The 26,748-nt window shown below is 69.6% G+C and carries 1 protein-coding gene (cut by a window edge); it reads right to left on the reverse strand.

Annotated features, from left to right (window positions below):
• Positions 1–26,748, reverse strand: partial view of a hypothetical protein gene (locus tag SM116_RS15755; protein WP_320941914.1) — the 3' portion only. 4,833 nt of this gene lie beyond the right edge of the window; only the last 26,748 of its 31,581 coding nucleotides appear in the window; its start codon lies beyond the right edge, outside the window; the stop codon is at positions 1–3.

Below are 26,748 nucleotides of genomic sequence, written 5' to 3' on the forward strand. Positions count from 1 at the left end.
TCACGTGATGGAGACGGTGCCGACCGGCTTCGAGATGTTGTACGCCGGGTCGGGCGTCAGCCGCACGATGAACGACCTGCCCGACCGCGCGGTGCTCGGGATCGTGAACGTGATCGTCGCGGTGGTGGAGCCCGCCGGGATGATGACGTAGCCCGACGTCGGCCCGGTGTAGTCGATCCCGGCCACCGCCGTGGATGTCGGGTCGATCGACCAGTAGACCTTGGTCGCGGTCGTCGCCGGGGCCGACAGCGTCACGGTCAACGTCGCCGTGGTGGTCCCGCTCGTCGGCTTCTTCACCGAGGTCGCGGACGTGATCGCCAACGCGGGCGCAGGGGGAGGCGCACCCGCGTAGGCGAGCTCATCGGTGCGCAGGCGGTAGTCGTCGATGGAGACGACGGTGCCCGTGCCCGTGCCGAACACGCCCTGAAGGCCGTCGGCAAGTGGAGAGTTGAAGACGTACGACGTCAGCACCTGACCGTTGAAGGTCACGGTGACGACGGTCGCCTTCAGGACGATGTCGAGGACGTAGCTCGTGCCGGCCGTGATCGTCTGGGCGATCGCCGCGTCGATGACGCGCGTACCCCGGCTGACATGGCCGATGACGATCCGCTGACCGGCGACGTCGATCGCGACGAACTTGTAGTCGCCCGCGCTGTACCAGTCGAACATGAAGCCGCTGAAGCCGGTCGCGCGGAACGTCGACGTCAGGTTGACGTAGGCATTCGGGTCGAACGCCTTCGGGACGGTTCCGCCCGTGGTCGGGACACCGACGAGGGATGCGGCGACCCCGCCCGCTCCGGCGGTGCCCTCATAGCGGCCCGCCGTCGTCGCGAAGGTGCCCGACACCGCCGTCTGGATCGTGCCGCCGCTGCCCTCGAAGTAGTCGGTGCGGTCGATCGTGATGGCGGGCTGGATGACCGTGAGCGCGATGTTGTCGAAGATGCCGTGCGCCTGGTTGGATCCGAAGCCGGCAAGGCCCTTGTTGAGCGCCACCTTGTCGCCGTTGGGCATCACGCGCGGCGCGAAGGTGTACGAGAACGCGTTCTGCCCGCTCAGCGTCACCGTGACCACGAGTCCGTTGACGATGACGTTGAGGTCGTAGAAGGTGTTCGACTTCACGCCGCCGGGCACCGTGCCCTGCGCGTCGTACCACCAGCCGTTCGCGTCGCGGTGGCCGATCACCATCTTGTTGATCGACTGGTCGACACCGGCGAACTTGAAGTCGGTCGGGCCGAAGTAGTCGAAGATGACGAAGGCGTTGCCCTTCCAGCCGCCCGTGGGCTTGTCCATCGAGATCTTCGCCGACAGCTCGTAGTAGACCGTCTTGTAGACGTCGTCGTACCAGACGGCGACGGCATCCGACGTGGTGTCGGTGGCCGTGACCTTCAGCTGCCCGCTCGAGACCGTGAAGGTGCCGGATGCGGTGGCGAACCCCTGCAGCGTGCCGTCGTTGAAGTCCGCCCCGCGCACCGTGTCACGCCGGCCGCCCGGGATGTTGCCCGCCTGCGGGTCGGTCGGGCCGCCGGTCTGCGTCTGCCACTGTCCGTGATCGTGCTGGGTGATGAGCCCGAGCTCGCCGTTGGGCTCGCCGTTGCGCACCGGATCGTCGCCGGTGTCGGTGGCCCGCGTCGGGTCGGCGCCCTGGCTGCGGCTGAGCGCGTAGAGGAACTCCGGCAGCCACGGGTCGACCTGGCGGCTGACGGTCGCGATGCCGAAGGTGGAGAACGGCACGAGGTAGCTGTTGAACTCGCCCACCCAGTCGATCAGGCGGTCGCCGCCGGTGTTGGCGATCAGGATGTCGAGGCCCGCGCCGCCGAAGACGCGGTCCTGGAAGCTCGAGTTCACGCCGTCGGGCACGTCGTTCAGGTAGGTGTCTCCGGGCGTCGTGCACGTGCCGTTGTTCGCCATGACGGCGCATCCCGAGTGCATGTCGTCGTCGGCGTTCGACAGGTCGTTGCCCCAGCCGGCCCAGATGGTGTCCTGACCGGTGCCGCCCACCATCCAGTCGTTGCCGAGGTCGCCGAAGATGACGTCGTTGCCGTCCGTGCGCTGGTTCGCGTTCCACGCGGTGCAGTTGCCCTGGTTGTCGACCGCGACGCACGCGCCCTGGCCGGTGGCGCCGGTGTAGAGGTTGCCCGTCAGGTCTTCGTTGTTGAGGAAGAACAGGTACGGGAACGAGGTCGCGGGCGGCGCCGCCGTGCAGGTGTGACCGCTCGGCGTGTAAGCGGTGCAGCCCCACACCGCGCCGGTCGTGTCGAACCGGATCTCGCGCCGCGGGTCGTACTCGTTGTACAGGTAGAACTCGCCCAAGCGCACGGAGTTGTGGTTGTTGGCGTGCCACGGGTTGGTGTCGTCGCCGAAGTGGAGCACGTCGCCCGGGTTCCACGGGTGGGCGAAGTCGATGTAGACGATGCCGTCCGGGTTGTAGGTGACGTCGAAGTGCTGGATGAAGCCGCCCGCCGTGTAGCCCGCCTGGCCGGCGCCGATCGCCTCCGAGCCGCTGATCGCGTCATCGCCGGCGCCGCCGTGGATCGCGTCGTCGCCCCAGCCGCCGAAGATGATGTCGTCCGAGTTGTTGGCGTCGAACAGCGGCTGGTCGGCCACGTGGTGGAGGCCCGCATCCACATCGCTGCCGAGGTTGTACGGCGTGAGGTCCGCGGCCTTGTTCAGCGCGTCCTTGACGTTGATGATCGCCGCCTGCACCTGGCCCGGCGTGTAGATGAACTCGTTCAGCACGTTGCCGTTGCTGGCCTTGGTGTCGGGGTCGGTCGGCAGGAGCGCCGAGATGCCGTACAGCGGCTCGCTGTAGCAGGTTCCCGTTGCGTTGCCCGTGCAGCCGCCCACCCCGGTGGAGCTGTTGCGGCTCGTGAAGAGGCGTCCGTCGTCGCCGAGGATGCCGTCATCCCCTGTTCCGCCCGAGATCCAGTCGTTGCCCCAGCCGCCGATGAGGTCGTCGTTCTGCGCGTCGCCGTAGATGATGTCGCTGTCGGCGCCCGTGTACACCGTGTCGTCGCCGGACTCGCCGTGCACCTCGTCGCGGCCGCCGATCTGGCTCGTCTTCCAGGATCCGTACGACGTGTCGAGCGGTACCGAGCAGGTCGGCTGCGTCGGCGATCCGTTGCAGGTGCCCTGGGCCGGGAGGCCGAAGTTGGCGGGCACGAAGTCCGGGCCGCCCGGCGTGTAGTCGAGCAGCGTCACGCCGCGGACGACCAGGCGCTGACCGCCGTAGTTGTCGTAGACGAAGGTCACGTAGTTCGCCTGGCCGACGACGCCGTTCGGGTTGATGTCGTTGTGGTTGATGCCGACGATGCGGATGATGTCGCCGTTGTCGCCCACGATCGTGTCGGCGTCGCGCGCGTGCATGTCCTTCGGCAGCGTGCCGTCGCCCAGGATGCCGCCCGCCGTCGACGGTGTGGATGCGGTGCCGGAGACCTGGTTGTCGATGCCGACCTGGCTGCCGGCGCCGCCGAAGATGATGTCGGCGCCGCGGTCGCTGAGGCCCGGCACGTACGCGAGGGACTGGACGCGGTTGCCGAGCGCGTCGAGGAACGGCACTCCGTCCGGCCGCAGGTCGGGCGTCGTGAGGCTGAAGAAGTCGCTCGAGCCGCCGACGATGTCGTCCTGGCCGAGGTTGCCGAAGATCACGTCGTTGCCGGCGTTGCCCTCGATGTAGTCCTCGCCGTCCGTGGCGGCCTCCGCCGACGGGACGACCACCAGCAGGCCGGTGTAGTCGCAGACCAGGTGGCCTGCGGTGCCCAGGCAGCCGTCGGGTGTGCGGGAGGCGCCCACGTGGTACGCGACCGCATCCGTCGGGGCGATGACCGCCGCATCGATCCAGCGCTTGTACGCCTTGTCGATGCCGCCGTCACCCTGGATGACATCGTTGCCCAGCTGGCCGAACACCATGTCGTTGCCCTCGCCGCCGGCGAGGTAATCGTTGCCGAAGGTGGCCGCCCACTTCGTGCCCTGGTCGGACGCGAGGTCGTGGTACAGGTTCGTGACGTCGTACTCGGCCCACCACGGCGCGCCGTCGGGGTCACGGTAGGTGCGCTGGATGCCGTCGACCAGGAGCTGACCGGAGTTGGCCTCGTTCCAGCTGCCGCCGCACATGCTCGGGAAGTCGCTGCGGCTGTACATCAGCGTGCCGCAGAGCGTCTGGAAGCGCAGGCTCAGGTAGTCGGTGCGCAGGAGCGCCGCCGCATCGCCGAGCACCAGGTCGTCGGCCTGGTCGCCGTCGATCATGTCGTTGCCCGCGCCGCCGATGAGCACGTCGCGTCCGAGGCCGCCGAAGATGACGTCGTCGGCGCCCTTGTCGAGGTTCGCGCTGGCGATGGAGATCAGAGTCGAGATGTCCGTCGTCTGGATCCGCTGCAGGCGCGGGTCGGGCTCATTCGGGTCGGCGACGTTCTGGACGACGACGCCGTGGTCGCCGAAGACGATGTCGTCGTTCGCGCTGTCGGGTCCGGCGACGACCGTCGTCGAGCCGAGACCGAGGCCGGGCGCGCCCTCGCCGTAGATGAGGTCGGAGCCCGCGACGAGCAGATCGTCGACGACACCCGGGATGCCGCCCGCGACCGGGATGATCGTCGTCCCGTTCGGGATGACGCCGGCGCCCGTGACCGAAGGCAGCGGGCTGCGGTTCACGATCGCGATGTCGAGCGCCCGGGTGAGGACGTTCACGTTGACGCCCGAGTCGCCGTAGATCTGGTCGGCGCCGCGCCCGCCGCGGATCTCGTCGTCGCCCGAGCCGCCGGCGAGGTAGTCGCCCGCCTGGCTGCCGATGATGAGGTCGTCGCCGAGGCCGCCGTAGGCGGTGAACCCGACGGTCGGCAGGTTGGTCGGCGCGAGCTCGGCGAACAGGCCGGAGCCGTCGATGATGTCGTTGCCGGCGACGCCGTGCCAGTGGGCGAGACCGAAGACCCACTCGTCATCCTCGTTCTGCGCATCCGGGATGTTCGTGAACGGATCGAACGGCTTCGGTCCGAACTCCATGCCGCGGGTGTCGCCGGGGATGCCGGAGTACCAGATGCCGTCCTGCGACGTGTCGCCGTAGACGACGAGCGGTGATCCGGGACCGGCGGTGTGCGTCTGGTCGCAGGCGACACGGCTCTCCGGCGTGCCGTCGCCGTTCACATCGATGCCGAACAGCAGCGTGGATGCGGCGCGGTTGCAGACCGTGATGACGTCGCCGCCGATCATGATCGCCGTCGTCGGCAGGGTCTCGTCCCATGTGGTGACGGTCAGCGTCGGCCACTCCCACACCTGCAGTCCGCCGACGAGGTGCATGCTGGGCGCCCACGCGGTGTTCGCGAAGAACATCGTGCGCCCGTCGGCGGAGAACCCGGAGATCGTGAACGGACCGGCGAAGGCGCTGACCTTGACCTGCATGCCCGCGCGTGTGAAGCCGAGGGCGGCCCACGTCCCCGTCTTCAGCTCGAGGCTCGACGTGTGCACGTTCATCTGCGCGGTGACCGTGATCGGGGTCGGAACCGCGATGCGCGCGTCGGTGAGGGCTGTGGCCGCCGGCAGCGCGCCGCCGGTGCCCGGGAGCGGGCCGGAGAGCAGCATGACCGAGCCCTTGCCGCAGCCGGGGTAGGGGTCGGTGATTCCGAGCGACAGGCAATCGACGTCGGCGAAGCCGAGGATCATGCGCGTGAAGTTCTCGCCGATCAGCTGCACGTGCTGGTACTGGTGCAGGTACGGGTCGCCGGCGACGAAGCCGCTGCCCGGCAGCATCCCGTTGAAGGCCCATGGCAGGCCGTCGAGGCGGGTGAGGGCGAACTGGCCGCCGATGCTCGAGCGCGTCATCGAGAAGACGTTCTGCAGCGGCGTGTTGCCACCGCCGTGCACGGTCGTGATGCCGCCGTGCGGGCCGGGCACGAACACGCTCGCGGACGCGGGTAGAGCCACCGGCAAGGCGATCGTGCCCGCGACGAGGTCGCCGCGCTGCAGCGTGAGGGTCAGGGCCGTGACCGCGGTGAGCCGCCACGAGCCGGGCAGGCCGTCGATCATGACGAGCTGGCCGACGACGAAGCCGTCGAGGATCCAGCTGCCGCTCGCGCGGGTGACCGTGCCGCCGTCGCCCTGGGCGTTCGGTGTGATCGTGAGGGCGCCGGTCGCGTTGCCGGCGGCGATGCCGCCCTTGACCACGGCGTCGCTGGCGGTGACCGTCTGCACGGAGGTTCCCGTCGGCGCCACACCCGAGACCAGCTTCAGGTACATCACCGTGTTGTCGGTCGTGTCGCTCGGGTCGTCGTCGCCGAACCCGGTCACGAGGAACTTCGTCGCCCCGATCATGACCGTCTGCCCGGCGAGGAAGCCCTGCGCCTTGAAGTCGAACGGCGATGGACGAGACAGCCGATGCGTCGTGCCGGACGGGATGCCGGCGCCCGCGCCCTGCACGGCGAGCACCACCGTGCCGGTGAGCTTCACCGCGACGTCGGGCTGCAGCGTGCCCTGGATGTCGAGGCGGTCGTTGCCCGAGCCGAGGAAGAGGTTCAGCACCTCGATCGTGCTCTTGCCGCCATCCGTCGTGTACTGGCCGTCGACGACCGCGACGCTGCCGAAGCTGATGCCCCCGGGGAAGACGACGTGTCCGTTCACGACCGGCTCGCCGAAGGTCGGGCCGGTGACGACGCCGAAGTCGAGGTCGCGTGCCATACCGAAGCCGCGGAGCGTCGTGGAGGTCATCGCGCCCCACGTGTTGGCCACGCTGTCGTCGTTGTAGATGTTCAGGACGTCGATCTGCGTCGACTCCGGCGCCTGCTGCGCGATGGCGAAGAGTTGCGTGTCCTTCTCCCCCGGCAGCTTGAGGCCGAGCTGCAGCGAGCGGTCGGCACCCGACGGGCCGCCCTCGACGGCGAGCGGGCCGCGCAGGCGGTTCAGCAGATGCTGACTGGCCGGGAAGGTCTTGACGCCCGTGCGCGTGATCGGCTGGTAGTAGCCGAGGTCGGCCGTCAGCTGGACGAACTGCTGCGTGGACCAGTTCGCGCCGGTGAAGGTGATCTGCGCCGCGATGCGCGTCACGGTGTAGGGACCGGCGCCGAGCCCCACGAGGCTGTCGTAATCGGTCGGTCGGAACTCCAGCTCGTTGTCGAGGGTCGCGTTCGTGCCGCGGATGTTCTGGATCTTCACGCGCACGCAGTTGTTCGCGGCGTCGCACACCTTCACCCACTGGCCCTCGAGGAAGCCGTCGACGAGCCAGCTGCCGGCGTTGCGCGTGAGGCGCCAGTGGTTCTTGCCGTCATCGCCCAGCGTGATGGCGATGGAGCCCGCGCCGTCCCACGCACCCTGGCGCGTGACGGCGTTGACCGTCGTGCCCGACACCGTGCCGGTGCACCCCACGAGCGGCGTCGTCGTGGTGAAGCTCTTGCCGTCCGCGGCCACCGACAGGATCGTGTAGATCGTGCCGCCGCAGGCGCCGAGGCTGATCCGCATCCCGGCCTTCAGGCCCTCGTCGATGAAGCTGCCGGTGTCGCTGCCGTTCACCCGAGTGACCGTGCTGCCCGAGAAGGACAGGTTGCCGAGGAAGACCCGCGACTGGACGTCGCCGCCGATGATCGCGTACTGGGCCGGCGAGATCGGCGTGCAGTTCGCGCCGTTCGCGTCGCAGATCGCGGTGACGTCCACGAGCCCGTCGGGCATGATCGCGATCTTCACGTCTGTCGGCGTGTACGGCGGCGTGTTCGGCACCGGCAGGTGCGGCTGCGTCGTCAGGCGGATGAAGTAGCCGTCGCTCGGGCCGGGGATCGTGCACGCGGCGTTGCCGCACTGCTGCACGACCGTGTCGGTGCCGGTCGGGATGATGACGACGTTCGCGCTCTCGTCGTCGTACACGAGCACGTCGCTGCGCTGGTTGCCCGACCGCAGGTTCGGGAACCTGTAGGACGTCGTGATCGTTCCGCCCTGGCCCCAGTTGATGACGGCGACCGTCGGGTCGTCGGCGACCGAGTTCTCGCGCGCCTGGAGCGTCAGCAGCACCGGGCTGTTCCAGTTGGTTCCGTCGAAGCTCAGCTCGTACCAGGTGCCGGTCGTGTCGGTGTGCTTCACCCAGCGAGAGCCGAGGCCCGGGTCGAGGATCTGCAGCAGGCGCTGAGAGTCGGCATCCATCGTGATCTTGACGGTCACGGTGAGGGCACCCGGGTCCTTCGCCAGCTGCACGAGCACCTGGTCGTTCAGGCGCGTGGTCGCGTCGCCCTCGATCACGATGCCGCGGTCGTCGAGTGCGCAGAGGTTCGGGGTCGCGGCCGTGCACGTCGGCGACGGAGCGACGTGCACCGCGTAGACACCCGGCGTGTCGTTGTCGTAGACGGTGACGTTCACCTGGCGCACGGCGGCGCCGTCGAAGCTCTTGTCGGCGGAGATGACCGAGTGCTGGATGACGACGGTCCGGTCGCCCTCCGAACGCGGGTCGTCGACGGCCCAGATGTACACGTACTGGTCGGCGGCCCAGTCGCCGTTCGTGAAGGTCAGGACGACCGCGCGGCCCGCATCGTCGACGATCTGACCGTTGCGGACGTAGTGGCGCTGGAAGTCGCTCTTCTGCGAGCACTCGCCCAGTGCTCCGGTGCCGACGCACAGCCAGATCGTGTCGCCGATGCCGTCGGTCAGGCCGTAGCCCGTCGGGTTCTGCAGCGTGTTGTTCGCCTCTTCGGACGGCGATCCGGCGGCCGAGACCGTCACGTAGACGTTCGCGGCCGGGGCGTGGCTCAGGTGCACCTTGTAGCTGTCGACCTGGGTGATGGGTCCGGTCGTGGTGCCCTCGCGGACGCTCGTCGAGCTGCCCGTCTCGGTGATGACGACGACGCCCTTGTCCGGTGTGGCGAGGTTGTAGGCCACGCCGTCGACGACGATGCCGTTGTAGCGCGGGTCGAGCGAGGTGACCATGTGGTTGACCGAGCCCGAAAGCCCCTCGAGCTCGCGGGTCACGATGTCGGTCGTGACGTCGCCGGCGACCGAGATCTGGTCGCTGCCGAGGCCGCCGATGACCCGGTAGGCCACGCCGTAGGCCGTGGAGAGGACGAAGAACTGGTCGTCGCCCTCGAGCCCGTCGACCTCGACCACCTCGACGGTCGTGTACTTGACGTTCAGGCCCGCGCCGTAGATCGCCTTGTCCGTGATGACGAAGTCGTCGGCGAACTCCGTGCCGAGCACGACGAGCTTGTCGAAGCCGGTGCCTCCGTCGACGTTGACGGGCGCGTTGACGTTGTACTGCACCTCGTCGTCGCCGCCGCCGGCGCGGATGTCGAGCGGGCGCGAGGTCGAGAAGCCGAGCCCGATGACCGGCACCGCGACATTGTTCGCGTCGCGCGGGATGACGTCGTCCTGCCACATCGTGTTGTCGAGGTCGATGTTCGAGCCCACGAGGTGGTTGTACGTGATGTGCGCATCGGCGTTGTTGCAGACCTTGTCGCCGTTGTTGTCGAGACGGATGCCGCTCGCCAGGGTGCAGATGCCGTTCACGACGCCGTCGAGGTCGCCGGCGCCACCGTCGATCGGGAACACTCCGCCCGCCGGGGTGAACGTCACATCCTTGATGTCGCAGATGCCGTCTCCGTTCGCATCCGTGTCGCAGACCGCGGCGATCGCGAACGCGCGCACGACGAACAGGTCGTTGTCGTCGTCGCCGTTGAGCTGGATCTCGGCCTGGTTCGAGTACACGGTGAACGAGTCGTTCCCGGTGCCGCCGGAGGCGAGGAGCGGGGCGTGCGGGCCCGGGCTCAGCCAGCCGCGCGTGGTCGGCACGAGGGCGGGGAACGTGTCGGCGGGCAGCAGTGCGCCCTCGGTCGCATCCCGCTTCGATCCGAAGATCTGCCCGATCTGGAACGTGTCGTCGCCCGCGCCGCCGTCGAGGGTCATCGTCGCCCGCGTGTCGTCGACGTAGAAGGCGTCGTTTCCGCCCATGCCGTACACCGTGATGCGGCCGTTGACTGCGGCGTCGTACGTGATGCGCTGGACCATCCAGCTCGGCTCGTTGCCGACGGTGCGATCGCGGTAGGCGCCGATTCCGCCGTCGGCGGCGCCCGAGCCGGCGAGCAGGGCGATGTACGCGGGCTGGTCGGCCGTCTCGGTCGGCGTGCCGCACACGGCCGGCACACCGGACGTCGTGAACGGCGTCTCGTTGTCGATGCAGGTCAGGGCGCGCATCAGGAAGATGTCGTCCGTCGGCTTGCCCGCGCCGTTCGCCGAGACGGGGGCGTCGTAGCCGTACACCGCCAGGTCATCGACACCGTCGTTCGGAGCGCCCGTGTCGAGCACCTCGATGTTGTCGTTGCGGATGTTGCCGTGGCTGCCGTTCGTGTAGACGACGTAGTGGTCGCTCTCGCCCTGGCCGTCGAGGTTCAGCACGTGGCCGGCGCCGACCCCGTAGCCGGCGGGGGCGGTCAGTCCCGCCGGGCTCGTCAGGACGTTCATGGACTGGAGGTACCAGACGGTGATGCGGTCCTCGCCGTCCGCGGTGTTCGACGCCGAGGTGGCGTTGCCGTGGACCGTCGTCTTCGAGCCGAGGAAGATGTAGCCCTGGTCGCCCCAGTGGGTCTTCGAGCCCGCATCCGTCTGGACGAGGTCGAGACCCGACGGGTCGCCGAGGGTGATCGTATCGGCGTCGCTGCCACCCCAGATGTTCGTCTGGTTGGCGGTGTTCGTCGACGGCGCGCACGAGCCCATCGGCTCGTCGCCCGGGCCGCCTGCGGTGACGACGCATCCGGCGATGATCTTGCCGCGGAGGATCATCGTGGTGCCCCACTCGGGGGTCGGGTTCGCCAGGGTGCCGCCGGTGTCGAGGTTGCCGTAGTCGCCGCGGATGTCGATGGTCTTCGCGGCCAGGATCTGGGAGTTCTGGTGGGTGACGACGTCGTCGGCCACCTGGAGCTCCACCGAGCCCTGCTCGGCGAAGACGGTGCCGTTGGGGACGATGCGCGGGGCGTCCGCATCCTGGTTCGGCAGCCGCGTGCCGGACTCGGCGAAGCGGGCGCTGCCGTTCTTGATGAGGTAGAGGTCCTCGCCCAGGGCCGTCGATTCGGCCACCGTCAGGACGATGTTCCCGGTCAGGGAGTGCGCCAGTACGAGGCGCAGGTACTTCTGGGTCTCGGTGTAGTAGATGCCGCCGGTGGCTTCGAGACCCACGTCGTCGCCCGCCATCGCGAGGGAGGCGTCGGACGTGCCGTCGGCGTTGTTGCCGCAGTACAGGTTCACGCACTCGAACGGAGGCGCACGGTTCGAATCGACCAGGACGTGCTTGGAGAGCAGGCCGATCGAGCCGCCGTTGGCGTCGATGTCCACGCTGTCACCGCGGACGTTGTCCACCGAGTCTGCCCGGGCGTTCAGCACCGAGCCGCCCGTGGTGCGCAGCGACACGTTGCCGGTGGAGAGGCTCGTGGTGCCGAAGGTGTAGATCGTGTTGATCGGCATGTCGCCGGTCAACTCGTCGATGTAGACGCCCTGCGTCGTGCCGTCGCCCGCCGTGTCATCGACCGTCAGCACGCCGTTGGAGATGCCCGTCGGGTGACCGTAAGCCGTGTCGACCTCGAGGAAGTCCGTCGGGAGGCCCACACCGCCGAGACCGCCGGCGAGGCCCGCGTACATCGTGATGTTGCGGCCCGCGACGTCGATCGTGGGTCGGCCGTCGGCATCCAGGATCCGCAGGAGCGAGCGCAGGATGACGTCGCCCTGCGTCGAGATGATGCTGCCGACGAGCATGTCGCCCACGAGTTCGTCGGCGGTGATGTCGCCGTTCGTGCGGAGGAAGATCTGCGGGACGTCGCCGGCCATGCCGGGGTCGTCGACCGGCCCGGCTGCGGCACCGCCCGTCCAGGCGACGTCGGTGTGCGCCACGATGTTCACCGTGGTGTCGGGTGTCGTGTCCGCCGAGACGACGTGGGTGCCGCTGTCGATCGACGAGGTGAAGCAGGTCTTCGGCTCTTCGCCCCCGACCGAGACGTGGCACACGTCGATGTCGTCGCCCGCCCGGAGGGTCATCTCGTAGGTCGAGTCGATCTCGTTCGCGGCGACCGTGCCGAGGGCGCGGAGGATGTGCGCGAGGTTGGCATCGGTGCCGTCCGGACGGAAGTGCGTCTGGTAGGTGTGCGAGTCGGGCGGCAACGGCCCCGAGTCGGTGAGCGCCGGGTTGTACTGGTTGTAGTACGTGTAGCCGTAGTACGACGTCCCCGGGTTGTACAGGTCCACCTCGACGAGGACGAGTGCCCCGGTGTCGTTGCCGGCCTTGCTGTCGTTGATCACGACGTCGATGTCGTCGCCGGCGTTGATGTGGTCGATGACGACGGTGATGGCGTTCGTCAAGGCCTCGTCGGTGCGGCGGAACGTCGTGATGTCCAGCACCGCGTCCTTGCCGGCATCCACCGTCACGACCACGTCGTGCAGGCACGGGGCCGAGCCGTACCCGACGCAGAACTCGGGATCCGGGTGGATGAACTTCACGAGCTCCACCTCGATCGGGTTGCGCTCCGGGTCGGGGTTCGCGTGCGTCGGGCTCTGGTGGCCGATGTCGCCGAAGGGGGCGCTGAGATCGAGGACGTTCGTGCGGATCAGCTCGTGGCCGGAGCCGGAGAGGATGTCGCCGGACTCGTTGTGGATCCACGTGGTGCCGATCGGGTTCTCGATGTAGTCGTCGAGCCGGATGAACGGCTGGCGCACCGAGCACGTGTGGGCGCACGAGTTGTAGATCTTCACGAGCGTCGTCGGGAAGCGGTAGTGGATGTCGAAGTCGAACGACGACGCCGGGCCTGCCTCGTTGAGTCCGGGCGAGTTGACGCCGGTCCCGGGCGGGATGGTGTCGACGCGGATGTCGATGCGCGGCGAGTTCGCCGTGTTCACCACATCGATGATGTTCGTCACCATGTTGAGGTTCGAGGCGTTCAGCAGCTTCACGTAATCCCACGTCTGCTGGAACTCGAAGCTGCCGCCGCGGCCCCAGATCACGCCGCCGTCGGTGCTGCCGTCGGGGCCGCCGAGTCCGCTGAGGTCGTTCGTGAGGAACCGGGCCTGTGCGCCGTGGTCGTAGATGATGTCGTCGACCGTGAACGTCGTGCCGGTCAGCTGACCCGTGGTGTGCGTGTTGGTGAAGGGGTTGTCCTCGTAGCAGTGCCCGTTGTCGTCGCACACGCGGACGTTGACGATGTTCGTGATGTTGCCGGCGGAGTCCACCTCGAGCACGGGGTTGGGCTCGCCGAGCATGATGACGCGCACCTGCCAGAACGTCTGGCGCGACAGCGACGTGGCGCCGTGGCTGTTCGCGTCGCCGAAGTCCAGGAAGCCGCGGGAGCGGGAGTCGTCGCGGTTGAACGTGCCGTTCTGCTGGTTGACGGTGACGGTGAGGTCCGCCGTCCGGATCAGCGAACCGCTGCGGCCGGTGACCTTCGCCAGGGTGGTCGCGTCGATCGTGGCGTCCGCGTTGGATGCCCCGCCGAAGCACGAGCAGCGAGCGTGCGCGTGGGACGTGACGTTCCAGTTCAGGTACTCGGCGATCAGCTGCGTCGCGACCTGCCCCTCGATGTCGGCGGTCGTGTCGAGGACCACATCCGTGGTGCCGCGGACGTAGACGAACGTCTTCGCGTTGGATCCGGCGCCGAAGGCCGAGACCCCCGTGTCGGAGCGCGCCTCGATCGAGACGGGGTCGACGAACGAGTGCAGCAGCACCTGGCGGCCGGTCACCGTGCCCGACAGCAGCACCCGGGTCGATGCGGATGCGCCCCACAGCGACGGTGCGCCTTCGCCCACGTGGATGTCGGTGTAGGTCTTCGCCGCCCCGGCGAAGGTGCCGAGCTCGGCGGTGCCCTGCGCATAGCCGTAGAGCGCGGTGTGCGCCTCGACTGTGGCGGTGCCGTTCTGCGAGACGAGCGCCCCGGCGATGCTTGCGAGAGTCGTGTAGTCGATGTGCGCGGTCTCGCCTCCGGAGCCGCCGGCGAAGAGCCCGCCGGAGTCCGAGGACGCCTTCACATAGGGGTTGAGTGCGCCGTTCGCGGAGATCGTGAGCGCGCCGAGGGAGGTGAGCGTCGCCCCGGATTCGACCGACACGGTGCTCGTCATCCGGACGTCGGCCCGAGCCTGCGCGTCGTTGACCGAGATGAGACCGCCGCTGTCGTTCGACGAGATCGCCTTCGCGTTGGCGTGCCCGTCGGTGGAGACCTGCATGCTGCCGCCGGTGACGGATGCGCCGCTTCCGACCGTCGTCGTGACGGTGGCGTCGACCCAGGCGAACGAGGCCGCCGTGCTGACGCTGATCGCGCCGCCGCCGCCGCCCGTGGCCGATGCGGAGACGACCTGGTCGCCGCCGATCGCCGAGAAGGGGACCGTCGCGCCGATGCCGTCGAGCTTCTCGTTCTTCGGGCCGGGGCCGGCGACCGGGGCGATCGCGAAGATCAGCTTCTGGACGTTCGCGCCGGCACTGGTGAAGTCGATGCCCTCCGTGCGGAACGTGTGCGTCCCGCCGCTGAAGGTGAAGCTGACGCCGTCGACCGTCGTGGCGCTGTTCGAGATCGCGATCGCGCTGCCGCCCGAGGTGTTCGAGAACTGGTACCCGCTGGAGTCGCAGCCGGAGACCGGGCAGCCCACCACGTAGTAGCCGTGGCCGTCGAACAGGCCCGTGATGGGTGCCTGGTTCGCGGCGGTGATCGTGTAGATGATGCTGCTGCTGCCGCTGCCGGAGATGGAGAGCGGGGTGACGCTGTGGCTGCCGGCTCCGCAGTCGGCGGCGCTCGCGGTCGCGTGGCACTTCGTGTCGGCGAACTGGTAGCTCTGACCGCTCTTGCGAATGATCCAGTAGTAGGCGCCGTTCACCAGGCCGATGCTCGTGGTGACCCCGAGCGCGACGCTCGACGTGTAGAAGCGGACGATCTGGCCCGAGCTGAAGCCCATGTCGTCGAACGAGTTGTTGCTGTCGGCATCCACCGCGAAGTAGACGTTGTTCGTGTCGGTGCCGGTGGTGGCCACCCACGCGCTACCGTTCCACTGCGTGTCGACCTGTCCGGACGTGAACGTCGCGTTCGTCGTCGGGGCGTGGTAGGTGACGTAGTCGCCGTTGTGGAAGCCGCTCGTGCCGGTGACCTTGCCGCCGGAGACATCGCCGGCGTTGACGTTGTCCGTCGTCGTGGACGCGCCGACCGGCCGCAGCTTGATCGTGTGGTCGTCGACCTTGTACACCTCGTACAGCGTGTTGGCCGTCAGGCCGCCGATCGCCGACAGCGGGCTTCCGCTGACGAGCTGGTAGAGCAGCACGTCGCCCGTGTTGAGGCCGTGCGAGCGGGTGCCGAAGCTGATGGTGTCGAGTGTCGTGTCGACGTTCGAGTCCGAGAAGACGACGCCCAGCTGCACCGTCGTCGCGTCGATCACGATGATCGAGTAGGTGCGGCCCGGGGTCAGACCCGAGATCGTGGGCTGGCCGAGCGTGTTGTACGTGACCGTGTCGCCGGTGTTCGAGTTGTGGTTGGCGCCGAAGGTGATCGTGTGCGCCGTGCCGTCGACACCTCCGACGGCGTCGAACGTGCCGTCGGATGCCGCCGGCAGCGGCGGGTTGGCCTGCGCCGAGAGCGTCACGAGGCCGCCGGCCACGATGGATGCGCCGCCCGTGATCTTCGCCGTCGACGTCGGCTTCATCCACGCCGTCGCGCTGAAGGACGAGACGTTCAGCGCACCGCCGGTGGCGCTGTAGGTGCTGGCGTCGGCGTCGTACGAGCTGATCGCCTTGGCCGAGATCGCACCGCTCACGCGGATGACGGATGACGGGCCGCCGAGAGTGACGCCGACGGTCGGCGTTCCGTGCGCCGTCGACGACGAGCTCGCGATCTCGATGAGTCCGCCGCCGATGTTCCTGATGCCGGCCTCGGACAGGTCGTTGCTCTGGGCGAGGAGCGTCAGCGTCGCGGCGCCCGTCGTCGAGTTCACGCCGTCGAACACGCGCACGTGCCCGAGCAGATTGACCTCGGTGTCGCCGGATGCGATCGCCGTCGGGTTCGCGTTCGGCTGGGCGCTGATGATCGCGCCGCCGGTGCGACGGTAGAAGGAGTCGGCGTAGTTGCCGGCCAGCGCCCGCAGCAGCACCGTTCCCTTGGGTGCGGCGACGGTGGCGCCCGCCTCGACCTCGGCCTTGGTCGATGCCTGCGCCGTCGCGGTCAGGTCCGCCGACCCGACCGACAGGCCGAGCGCGAAGTTCTCCTGAACCACCGAGGCATCGGCCGTGTTCGCCGTGATGAAGGTCGTGCCGTCGAAGTTGTGCCAGGCCTCGACCGTGACGTTCGAGTCGGTGCTGCGCGCCGAGCCCGAGCCGACGATCGCGGAGCGGATCTGCGAGCCGTCCGTGGCCGTCACGGTCGCGCTGCCGATCGCGGCCCCGAGACCGAGAGCAAGTGCCCGGTAGATGCCGGCGGCCGAGGTGCGCACGTCGCTGCGGACGACGATCGCGTTGGACGTCGTCAGCGTGCCGCCCACCAGGGCCTTGACGCTCGGCGAGACGGTCGCGTCCTGGCTGCCGATCGAGACGCCGGCTCCGAGGCCGCCACTGAAGCCGCGGCCCTCTGCGAGCGCCCGCGCGTCGACGAAGGTCAGGACGTTCGCGGCGCCGATGGTTCCCGTCGTGCCGTTGAACTCGGCGGACACGCTGCCCTTGCTCTCGGCGGTGCCGGAGACGAGGCCCACGCCGACGCCGAGACCCGCCGCCAGCGAGTACCCGTCGACCTGCGAGTCGCCGAGCGAGCGTGCGATGACGTTGAGCGTGCCGGAGGCGGAGGTCGAGGTGCCCGATCCGACCGATGCCACGATCGTCGGCGAGTTGGTCGCCTTGGCCTTGGCCCCGGAGATGCCGGCCCCCAGTGCCGCACTGCCGAGCGAGGCGCGGGCGAAGGCGGGCGCCACGACCGTCGGCGAGTTGTCGCCGATGATGGAGTTGTAGACGTACGTGGGGCGGATCGCCGCGCCGGCGGCGTCGGTGTTGTAGCGGGCGCGCACCGTGACATCCGGGCCGCTGAGCACGCCGTTGCCGAGCGTCCGGGCCCGCACGGTCGGACGGAGGTCCGCTGTCGTCTCGATGAAGCCGACCGTGACGCCCACGGCTGCGCCGAAGCCGACGGCATCCGCGATCGCCGTGACGACGGCCGCCGCATCCAGCAGGACGTTCCCGCCCGTCGCACGCACCTCGGCGCGGTCGCCGAGGTAGACGTCGACGGTCGGCGTCGCCGTCGCGGTGCCCTGCGTGTAGGAGCCGCTCGCGAGGAGGGCGAAGCCGGCGGCGACGGCATCCGCGTACACGTGCGCGGTGTAGTCGGTGGCGATCGTGATGCCGCCTCCGGTCGTCGCGACGTAGGCCGGGTCGCTCGCGTTGGCGGCGGCGTTGCCTTCGCTCGGACCGACGTAGCTGGCGACGGTGGTGTTGTCGGTCGTGTGGATGAAGACGAGCGACCCGCCGAGCAGCGACACCCCGACGTTGGTGCTCGAGGCGGTCGGCGTGCTCGTTCCGCCTGCCGTCATCGAGAGCGAGCCGGCGGTGACGTGCGCACGGTCGTCGATGTGGGTCGCGATGGTGCCGGTCGTGGTGGCCTCGAGGGTGACGCCCGACAGCGAGATGGGCGCGACCTGCACCGCGGTGCCGGTGACACCGGCGTTGGCGGTCCGGGTGGCAGTGAGGGTCACGGCCCCGGAGCCGAGGGTGACGGTCTCGTCGAAGCCGATGTAGGCCTCCGTGGTGCCCGAGACGGTCGCGGTCGGGTTCGTGATCAGGATGTCCGCCACCGCGGCGAGGCCCACCATCTTGGCCGTGGCCGTGGCATCGGGCGTTGCGATGGCGGTGATCGTCAGGCCGGTGCCCGACACGGTCTTGCCGTTGCCGACGAAGGCGCGCGTGGTGCCCTGCGAGCGGGCGTCGGGCTGCAGCAGCTGGACGCCGAGCGCCCCGCCGGATGCACCGCCCGCCATGGCGGTGGCGTCGTCGTCCGAGGTGGCGCTGACCGAGACCGTCCCCGACACCGTCGCGCCGCCGAGGGCGGCTTCCGTGGCCGCGTTGACCACGGCGAGCGCGTAGGCGACCGAGACGGCGATGATGCCGACCGCGATGATCTTGGATGCGTCCGCGGTCGCCGTGTTGTGCGAGTTCGACGTCGCCGACGCTGTCGTGCCGCTCGTCACCTGGCCGAGGTAGTTCGCCTTGGTGCCGCCCGAGACGGTGGCGCTCGGAAGCTTGACGTCGACCGAGAGCAGGCCGATGGTCGGGCCGTCCGAGGTCGCCGTGGCGTTGTCGGTCGAGTCCGCGGTCACGGTGAAGGAGCCGCTGCCGCCGGCGCTGCCCGAGTCACCGCCGGCGATGGTGTCGCCGCTGACGGTGGCGAGCGTCTCGGTGCCGGTCATCGCCACGCCGCCGAAGCTCGCGAAGTCGCTCGTGGCCAGGGCATCCATGTGCGCGTCGGCGTTGATGGTGAACGACGATGCCGACGTCACGGAGCCGTTGAGCTTCGCGCGCACCGCTCCGGACACGGTGGCCGTGACGCTCATGAGGGCGAAGGATCCGCCGAGCGAGACGCCGCCGCCGCGGATCTTCCCCTCCGCGACGTTCTGGTAGCCGCCGCGCGCGCCGTTGACGAGGTGCGCGTCGATGCTGACGGCGCCGGAGAGCGCGGTGTTCGCGGTCGACTCGATGACGGCATCGGTGTCGCTCGAGACGGTGGCCTGCGACACCACGACGGTGACGGAGCCCACGAGCCCGGCGGAGACGACCTTCGTGTCGGTGAGCCCGTCGTTGCTGGCGATCGCGGTGACCGACAGGCTCGCGGTCTTCGTGGGCGTCGACGGGATGCTGCCGCCGAAGGACGCCTTGGTGGAGCCGGCGATCGTCACGAGGCTCTTCTGGGCGCTGACGCTCAGCCCGCCGACGGCGAGCGACGTGGCGGATGCCTCGGCGACATTGGTGGCCGTCGCGTGGATGTCGACGGCACCGCCGGGTGCCGAGACCGACGAGTTCGAGAGCACCAGCGCCTGCGTGGTGGCCGAGGAGGTGATCTGGGCGTCGGCGATGTTCACGGCAGCGGCACCGAGGCCGCCGATCGACACGATGATGATGTCGACGGTCGCCGTGTTGCGGCTCGTCGCGCCGACCTCGACGCCGGCGGCACCTGCGGTCAGGTTGCCCTCGACGCTCGCCGTCGTGGCGCCCGCCACCAGAGCGGACGGCACGGCGACGCTCACGCCGAAGAGCGCTCCGCCCGCACCCATGCCGGTCGTGGTCGTCGCCGTGTTCGTCGAGGTGGCGGTGAACTGGATCTTGCCGCTGCTCGAGATGCTCTGGTTGTTGTCCGCGTCGGACGACGTGGCCGAGACGACGGCGCCCGACCGCACCTCGGCGTCGGCGATGCTGACCGCGATACCGGCGAGGCCTGCGGCTGCGACCACGACGAGGTCGGCCTTCGCGTCGTTCGCGCCGTTCGCGGTGACCGAGACGGATGCCGACGACGTGACGTTGCCGTCGAGCTGCGCCTTGGTGGCTCCCGAGATGAGAGCCTGCGCCGCGAAGATGGCCGCGGTGCCGAAGAGCGCCGCTCCGACGTTCTCGCCGTGGGCGATCGCCTCGTTGCGCTGGTTGGCGCCGCTCATGCGCGCCGTGACGTTGATGGAGCCGGAACTCGTCAGAGAGGCCGTGTTCGTCACGGCGGCGACGATGTCGGCGCCGGCCGCGATCTCGGCCTTCGCGAAGGCGACGTTCGCGCCGACGGCGGACACCCCGACCACGATCACGTTGGCATTCGTGCGGTTCTCGGCCACGGCGTCGACGGTGATCGAGGTCGAGCCGGACACGATGCCGGAGATCGTCGCCGTGGTGTGACCCGAGACCGTCGCGACGGCGATCATCGCCTGGATGCCGAGGCCCGCCAGCGAGACGCCGATCGTCTCGGCGTCGACCACGTTGTGCGCGTCGGCCTGGACGAGGACAGCGCCGCTCGTGTTGACGGAGCCGCCCAGCTCGGCCTCGGTGTCGCGGTCGCTCGTGGCCGAGTTGTACGTGACGCCGGCCGCGCCGATGCCGCTGGTCGCGTTGACAGTCACCGGTGCGATCGGCTTGCGGTCGCCGACGGCCTTGACCGTCACACCGCCGGTGAGCACTCCCCCGCCGGTGGTGAACGATGCCGCGCGGGTCGTGCCGGTGTAGCTGATGATGGCGACGACGCCGCTGATGCCGACACCGACGCCGCCGACCACGCCGATGGCCCATGACGTCGGCGTGAAGTGGTCGGTCGCGGTCACGGTGATCGCGCCGATCGCGCCCTCGGCGCCGAGCGGCACCGATCCGATCGTCGCCAGCGTGTCGCCCGAGATGTCGATGACCGAGACGGCCGCACCCGCGCCGCCGAGGGCGATCGTGATGCCGATCGCGTAGCCCGACACCGTCTTGTTCGAATCGGCCGTCACCGTGATGCCGCCGGTGGCCTTCGCGACCGCCGCACCGCCGTCGATGTGCGCCTTCGTGGCGCTGGTGTCGGTCAGGAAGAGGATCTGCCCGCCGATCGCGACGGCTCCGACGGAGCCCGTGACCGCGATGATCGTGATCGTCTCGTCGAGGTCTGCGACGACGCTCACGCCGCCCGCGCCGGCCGACACGTACGCCGTGCCGTAGATGCCGGCATCCACGTTGCCCTTGACGTTGAGGATCGCGACGCCGACGCCGATCGCCCCGGCGCCGCCTGCGACCGCCCCCGCGATGACGAAGACGTCCACGCTCTCGCGCGCGGTGACGGCCACGCCCTGGTTGGCGTGCACCCGGCCGTAGATGCCGGAGGTGATGCCCGCCGGGGGGGCCGGCTGGGTGAACTGCTGCGAGACCGCGCTGCTGTCGCCGTAGGAGCCGCCCACCGTCGAGTTCGACTGCGAGGCACCCGACGTCACGCGGAAGCGGTAGTCGTCGTCGGCGTTTTGCCACCGGCTGGTGTCGAGGTTCGGCGTCTGGTCGGCGTCGGCGATCGCGACGAGTGCGCGGTAGTGGTGGCCGCCGAAGGTGACATAGGCGTTGGCGGCGTAGGCGCCGTGCAGCACGAACGCGGTCGAGGTGTCGGTCGGGGCGCCGCCCAGGGCGGACTTCCAGCCCTGGGTGCCGCCGCCCGATGCCGTGTCGTCGGCGACCTGCTGGCCGCTGTCGCTGCCGCCGCCGTCCGTGGCCGTCTGCGGGTGGTCCTCGTGCCAGGTGGCGCCCTCGACCGGCGCCACGCCGGTGGAGTTCTGCTTGGCGATCCAGGTGTGTCCGCCCGGCGTGGTGACGACATCGCCGGTCGAGTAGTGCTCCGTCGGGCTCCAGGCTCCGCGCTGGGGACCCGTCGCATCCGACGAGTACGACGACGTCGGTGCGGTGCCGATGGACCACACCGAGACGGCGCCCGCGGCACCCACGAACCCGCCGCCGACCGACACCGCGTAGGACTGCACGTTCTTGATGCCGAGCGCGGTCACCGACACGTCGTGTCCGGCCCACACATCCGTGCCGACCGCGAGGTACGCGTTGGCGGTGATGGATGCCACGCCGATGTCCACGCCGCCCGCCGCGCCGACGAAGCCGCCCGCGACCCCGCCCGCGAAGGTGAGCGACTCGAACCGGTCGGTGGCCGTCACGATGACGTCCTGCGCGCTGTTGACGCCCGCGACGATCGTGTCGTCGCCCGTCACGAGCGGCGTGCCGTGGTCGTCGCGGTTGACCGTCGTACCGAGGTCGATGAACGCCCTGGTGGTCACCGTGAAGATGTTGACGCCGACGTTGACCGTGACGCCCACGAACCCGGCGCCGACGCCTGCGACGAGGCCGAACAGCTTCTCGTGGCTGTCCGACTGCACGATGAGTCCGCGACCGGTGCCCTGCGGGAAGCCGCTGCCCGAGATCGTGCCGCTGTCGACGCCGGAGAGCCCGGCCCCGTTCGCGAGGACGATGACGACGTTGTTCTGGCCGAGGTGCGCATCCGTCGTCTTGTCGACGACGGCGACGCCCACGCCGACGCCGACGCCGACGTAGCCGGCGGCGATCGAAGCGGTGATGAGGATGAGCTTCGAGTCGGAGTGGGCGAAGACGCCGATGTTGTTCCCCGCGCGCAGCGTCACGCCGTTGCCGGTCGTGGCGTTCGTGTACTCGTGGATGACGCTGACGCCGACCGTGCCGGCCACGCCGACCGTTCCGCCGCCGGCCGCCGCGTTGACGGAGATGACCGAGTCGAGCGCGTCTGCGTGGATCTCGATGTCGTCCGCCGCATTGACGATCGCGTTGGCCGCGATCGTCGCGTCGGTGTGCAGCTCCACGACCCGCACCGTGGCGGATGCTCCGACGCCGGCGCTGCCGCTGACGGCGATGGATGCCGCGATCCCGAGGGTGCGGAAGTTGTTGACGGCCGAGACCAGCACCGACTGGGTCGTCGCGGCGGCCGCGTCGTTCGTCGTGCACGCGACGTCGCCGCAGTTGATCTTCGCGCCGGCGCCGACGGTCGCGGAGGTGTGGACGGTGACGACCGCGATCGCGCCGGAGATGCTCACGGCGAAAGTTCCGCTGCCGCCCGCGGCGATGCCGATCGAGCCGAGGTAGTCGGAGTTGGATGCCGTGACCGCGACGCCCGTGAACCCGGGACGCGTGGGCGCGCTGATGGTCTGCGGGCCGAGGTCGGCGGCGGGGCCGGCGGGGAGCATGCCCGAGGGCACGAGGCTCTGGGAGCGGCCGCTGCCGGTCGAGGTGAAGTCGATGGGGTTCGACGCCTGCGGGATGTCGCTCGCGGTGTTGCAGTCGCTGGCCTTGCCCGTCGCCTCGCACTTGGTCTTCACGAGCTGCACGTGGTTCAGATCCACGATGCCGTTCACGTTGCCCGGCGTGAACAGGTAGTACGTCTGGCCGTCGACGAGTCCGCCGATCGGGGCGCCTCCACCGGCGCTGTAGACGACGGGGTCGCCGTTGTGGAGGGTCATGGGGGTGGTGCCGTCGTCCTTGTACAGGACGTACGGGAGGACGAGGTAGTCGCCGGCGACGCTGACCGCGTGCTCCGCGGTGAAACGCGGGCTCTGGTCGGCCTTGACGCCGGGGTCGGTGGTCGAGACGAACCGCTGGTTCTCGCCCATCTTCGCGCCGGCCGGCAGGAACATCGTGATGTAGCCGCCCTGGCACTGGGGCTCGTCGTAGTTCGGCGCGATCGGGGGGTCCAGGCCCGAGCACAGGCGGATCTCGGTCGGCGACACCACGAAGACGTAGTAGGTGCCTCCGTCGGTCAGGTTGCCGATCGCCGCGCCGCCGCCGGCGTCGTAGAGGACCTGCTGGCCGTTCTTGAAGCCGTGGTTGTAGCCGAGGTTGAGGATCGTGTGGTCCGCCTCGAGGCCGGTGCCGTTGATCGGGTCGAGCGGGCTCGTCGGGTACGGCGTGGGCCAGCCGCCCAGCCGGCCGCGCGGATCGAAGCGGATGTCGACGCCGTTCGTGGCGTAGGTGCCTGCGTTGACGACCGAGTGGCTGATGTGGCCCGCGAGGGCGAGCGCCGTGATCCTGGCGTTCGCGTCGATGAGCGCCGTGGTGGTCTTCGTGACGACCGGGACGGCGACGCCCGCGCCGACGGCTCCGGTACCGCCCACCGAGATGTTGCCCGCGATCGAGTACAGGGTCATGGCTTCGTCCGCCGAGACGATCACGTTGCCGCCGGCCCGCACGTCGGCACCGCTGCCGATCGTCGCGGTCGTGGTGATGGTGACGGCGGGCACGGTGACGTTGACGGTGACCGCGGCGGTGCCGCCGAAGGCCCCGCCCACCGAGATGCTCTTGATGTCGTCGCTCGAGATCGCCTGCACGACGACGTCGCCGTTCGCGCGCACCGTGGTGCCCGCGCCGATGGAGGCGGATGTCGTCTTGTGGATGACCTCGACATCGACGCCCACGCCGACACCCGCCGTGCCGCCGATCGCGAGGATGCCGGCGAGTGCGAGTACGGTCGTGTGGTCGGAGGCCAGGACGATCACGTCCTGCGTCAGGCCGGCGGGCGAGTTCGTGCACGAGACCCCCGCGCAGTTGACCTTGGCGTTGGCCCCGATGGATGCGGTGGTGGTGTCGGTGAGCACATCGACCGTGACCGAGCCGCCGACCCCTGCGGAGTCGCCGCCCGCCCCGCCGACCGCGAGCAGCAGGTAGTCGCCGGTCTGCTCGGCGTTGACGGTCAGGTCGCCGCCGGCGCGCACGTCGGCGCCGTCGGCGATGGATGCCGTCACGACCGTGTCGCGGACGGCCACGGTGACCGAGGCGCCGACACCGGCGCTGCTGGTCGAGATCGCGAGGTTGCCGCTCGAGAGCTTGGCCGTCACGGTCTTCTTCGCGTGCACGGTCACATCGCCGGCTACGTCGACGACGGAGTCGCCGATGCGCGCGCTCGTCTTCGGTCCGGAGCCCCCCTGACCGGCGACGAAGACGAGCACGGCGCCTGTGGCGGCGACGGAGCCTGCGCTCGCGCCGCCCGCGATGGCGAGGACCAGCCAGTCCTCGGCCGAGGTCGCCTCGACGGTGACCGCACCGCCCGCGCGGACGGCGGCGTTGTCACCGATCCACGCGCGGACATCGGAGTTCGACACCTCCACCACGACGGTGATGCCGACGCTGGCAGAGCTCTTGCTGAGCGACAGCGAGCCGCCCACATCCACGAGCCGGAGGTCGTCCGAGGCCTTGGCGGCGACCGTCTGACCCGAGCCGCCGACCGCGACCACCTGGTTCACCTGGGCGCCGTCGCCGATCCATGCCCGGGTCGTCACGTTGAGGATGTTGATGATGAACGCACCGGTGACCGCGACGCCACCGCTGCTGGCACCGCCTGCGAGCGCCACGTTCGAGAGCTTGAGCCAGTCGACCTTGCCGTCGAGCGGCTTCGGAACCTTCGGGACGAGCGGGATCAGCTTCGTGTTCGCCGTCAGGGCGATCGCGCCCGAGGCATCTGCGGCGGCGTTCGCGCCCAACGATGCCGACGTCGTGATCTCGAAGTAGTTCACGACGAACGATCCGCCGATGGCGGCGCCGTCGTTGGTCGAGAGCGCTCCGGCGATCGCGAGCGCCTGGATGCCGAAGTACCGCTGCGCGTTGATCGTGATGCCGCCGGCGGGCGCGGAAAGGACGGCTCCCGCATCCACCTGCGCGTACGTCTTCAGCAGCAGGATCTGCACGGCTGCACTGCCCGCGAAGGCCGTGCTCTTGCCACCGCCCGCGGCGAAGCCCCAGACGACGTAGGTGCCGCACTGCAGGGTATCGGCGGCGTCGCACTTTCCGGTCCCCGCCGCGGGCTGTGTGGCCTCGACAGTGATGCCGGTCTGACCGGTGATGTGCGCACCGGCGCCGACCTGCGCGAGGTTCGTGAGGTCTTGGACGTTGAGGCCGATCGCGGCGCCGACTTGGGCGCTGTCCGACTTCAGGTTGATGGCCGAGCCCATCGAGAAGGCGTTGGCCGTGGCATCCCACGAGCTGCGGACCACGACGGTGCCCGTCGTGGCGATCACGGTGGTGCCGGCGGCGATGCGCGCCGTGCTCGTCGCGGAAAGCCAGTTCACCGCGACGGCGGCGGCGACGCCCGTCGAGCCGCTGCCGGTGCCCGACTGGCTGCCGGAGGTCGAACTCGCACCGTTGGCGCCGTTGGAGCCGTTCGTGCCGCCGTTGGACGACGGCATCCCCGACGTCGCGCCACCCGTGCCCTGCGTGTTGGGGTTCTTGTTGTCGGAACCGGTGACCTGGTCCTTCGACTCCTTGTCGCCCGACTTGCCGCCTTCGTCGGCGCCCGACGCGCTCGCCGTCGACGTGGCTTCGGTGTGCGTGAGCGAGGTCGCGATCACCGAGACCGCGGTGCCCGTGACCGAACGGGCGATCTCGGCGAGGGTCGCCCAGCCGATGATCACGTTGACGGCGAGGTCGACGCCGATCGCGGCCTTCTTGCCCGCGGCCTTGGCGTCGCCGGTGGTCTTGACGCGCAGCTGGTGGTCTGCAGTGACCTTGACCTCACCGGTGTTCGAGAGCGCGGCGCCTGTGCCGATGCGCGCGGTCACAGTGTCGTCGACGCTGACGACGAGCGGCACGACGGGGGTGATGGCGACGGATCCGCTGGATGCCGTGCCGCCCTTCGCGGTGGTCGCCATCTCGCGCTGACCCCACGCCTGCACCGTGAGCCCCGCCCCGCCGGTGAAGGCTGCGCCGTCGGCGATCTCGGCGCGGACGCTGCTGCCGTCGATGACCTGCAGGGCGAAGGATGCGCCGACCCCCACCGCGTTGCCGACCTTGGCCGAGGCGGTCGCGGTGGCCGAGTCGTACTCGATGCTGCGCGCCGTGACCTCGGCGCCCTTGCCGCCGGCGCCGGTGAGCGTGACGTGGGCGCCGTTGGGCACGAGCGCCTCGGTCGTGTTGCTCAGGATGTTGAGCGCCAGGGCGCCCGCGACGCCGACGCTCGTCGCGTCGCTCGAGCCCGCGTACGCCGTGGCGACGATCTCGTGCTCCGGGAACCGGATCAGCTCGTCCGTCGTCGGCGAGGCCGGATACGTGTCGGTGGCGACGACGGTGGCCCCGGGCTGGACGACCCACTGGTGGCTGCCGTTGCGCTTGTAGAACCCGACCACGTTCGAGCCGTCCGCGGTGGTGAGGTGGAACCACGTGTTCTCGGCGATCTCGTCGGTCGGCAGCTCGGACTTCGTCTCAGCCGTGAACTTGGTGACGAACGTCCACGTGGAGCCCGCCTTCTTCCAGACGCTGCCGGCCGGGTGGCCGTCCTTGGCGAAGGTCAGCAGGTAGTAGCC

The sequence above is a fragment of the Microbacterium rhizosphaerae genome (assembly GCF_034120055.1).
GTDB lineage: Bacteria > Actinomycetota > Actinomycetes > Actinomycetales > Microbacteriaceae > Microbacterium > Microbacterium rhizosphaerae.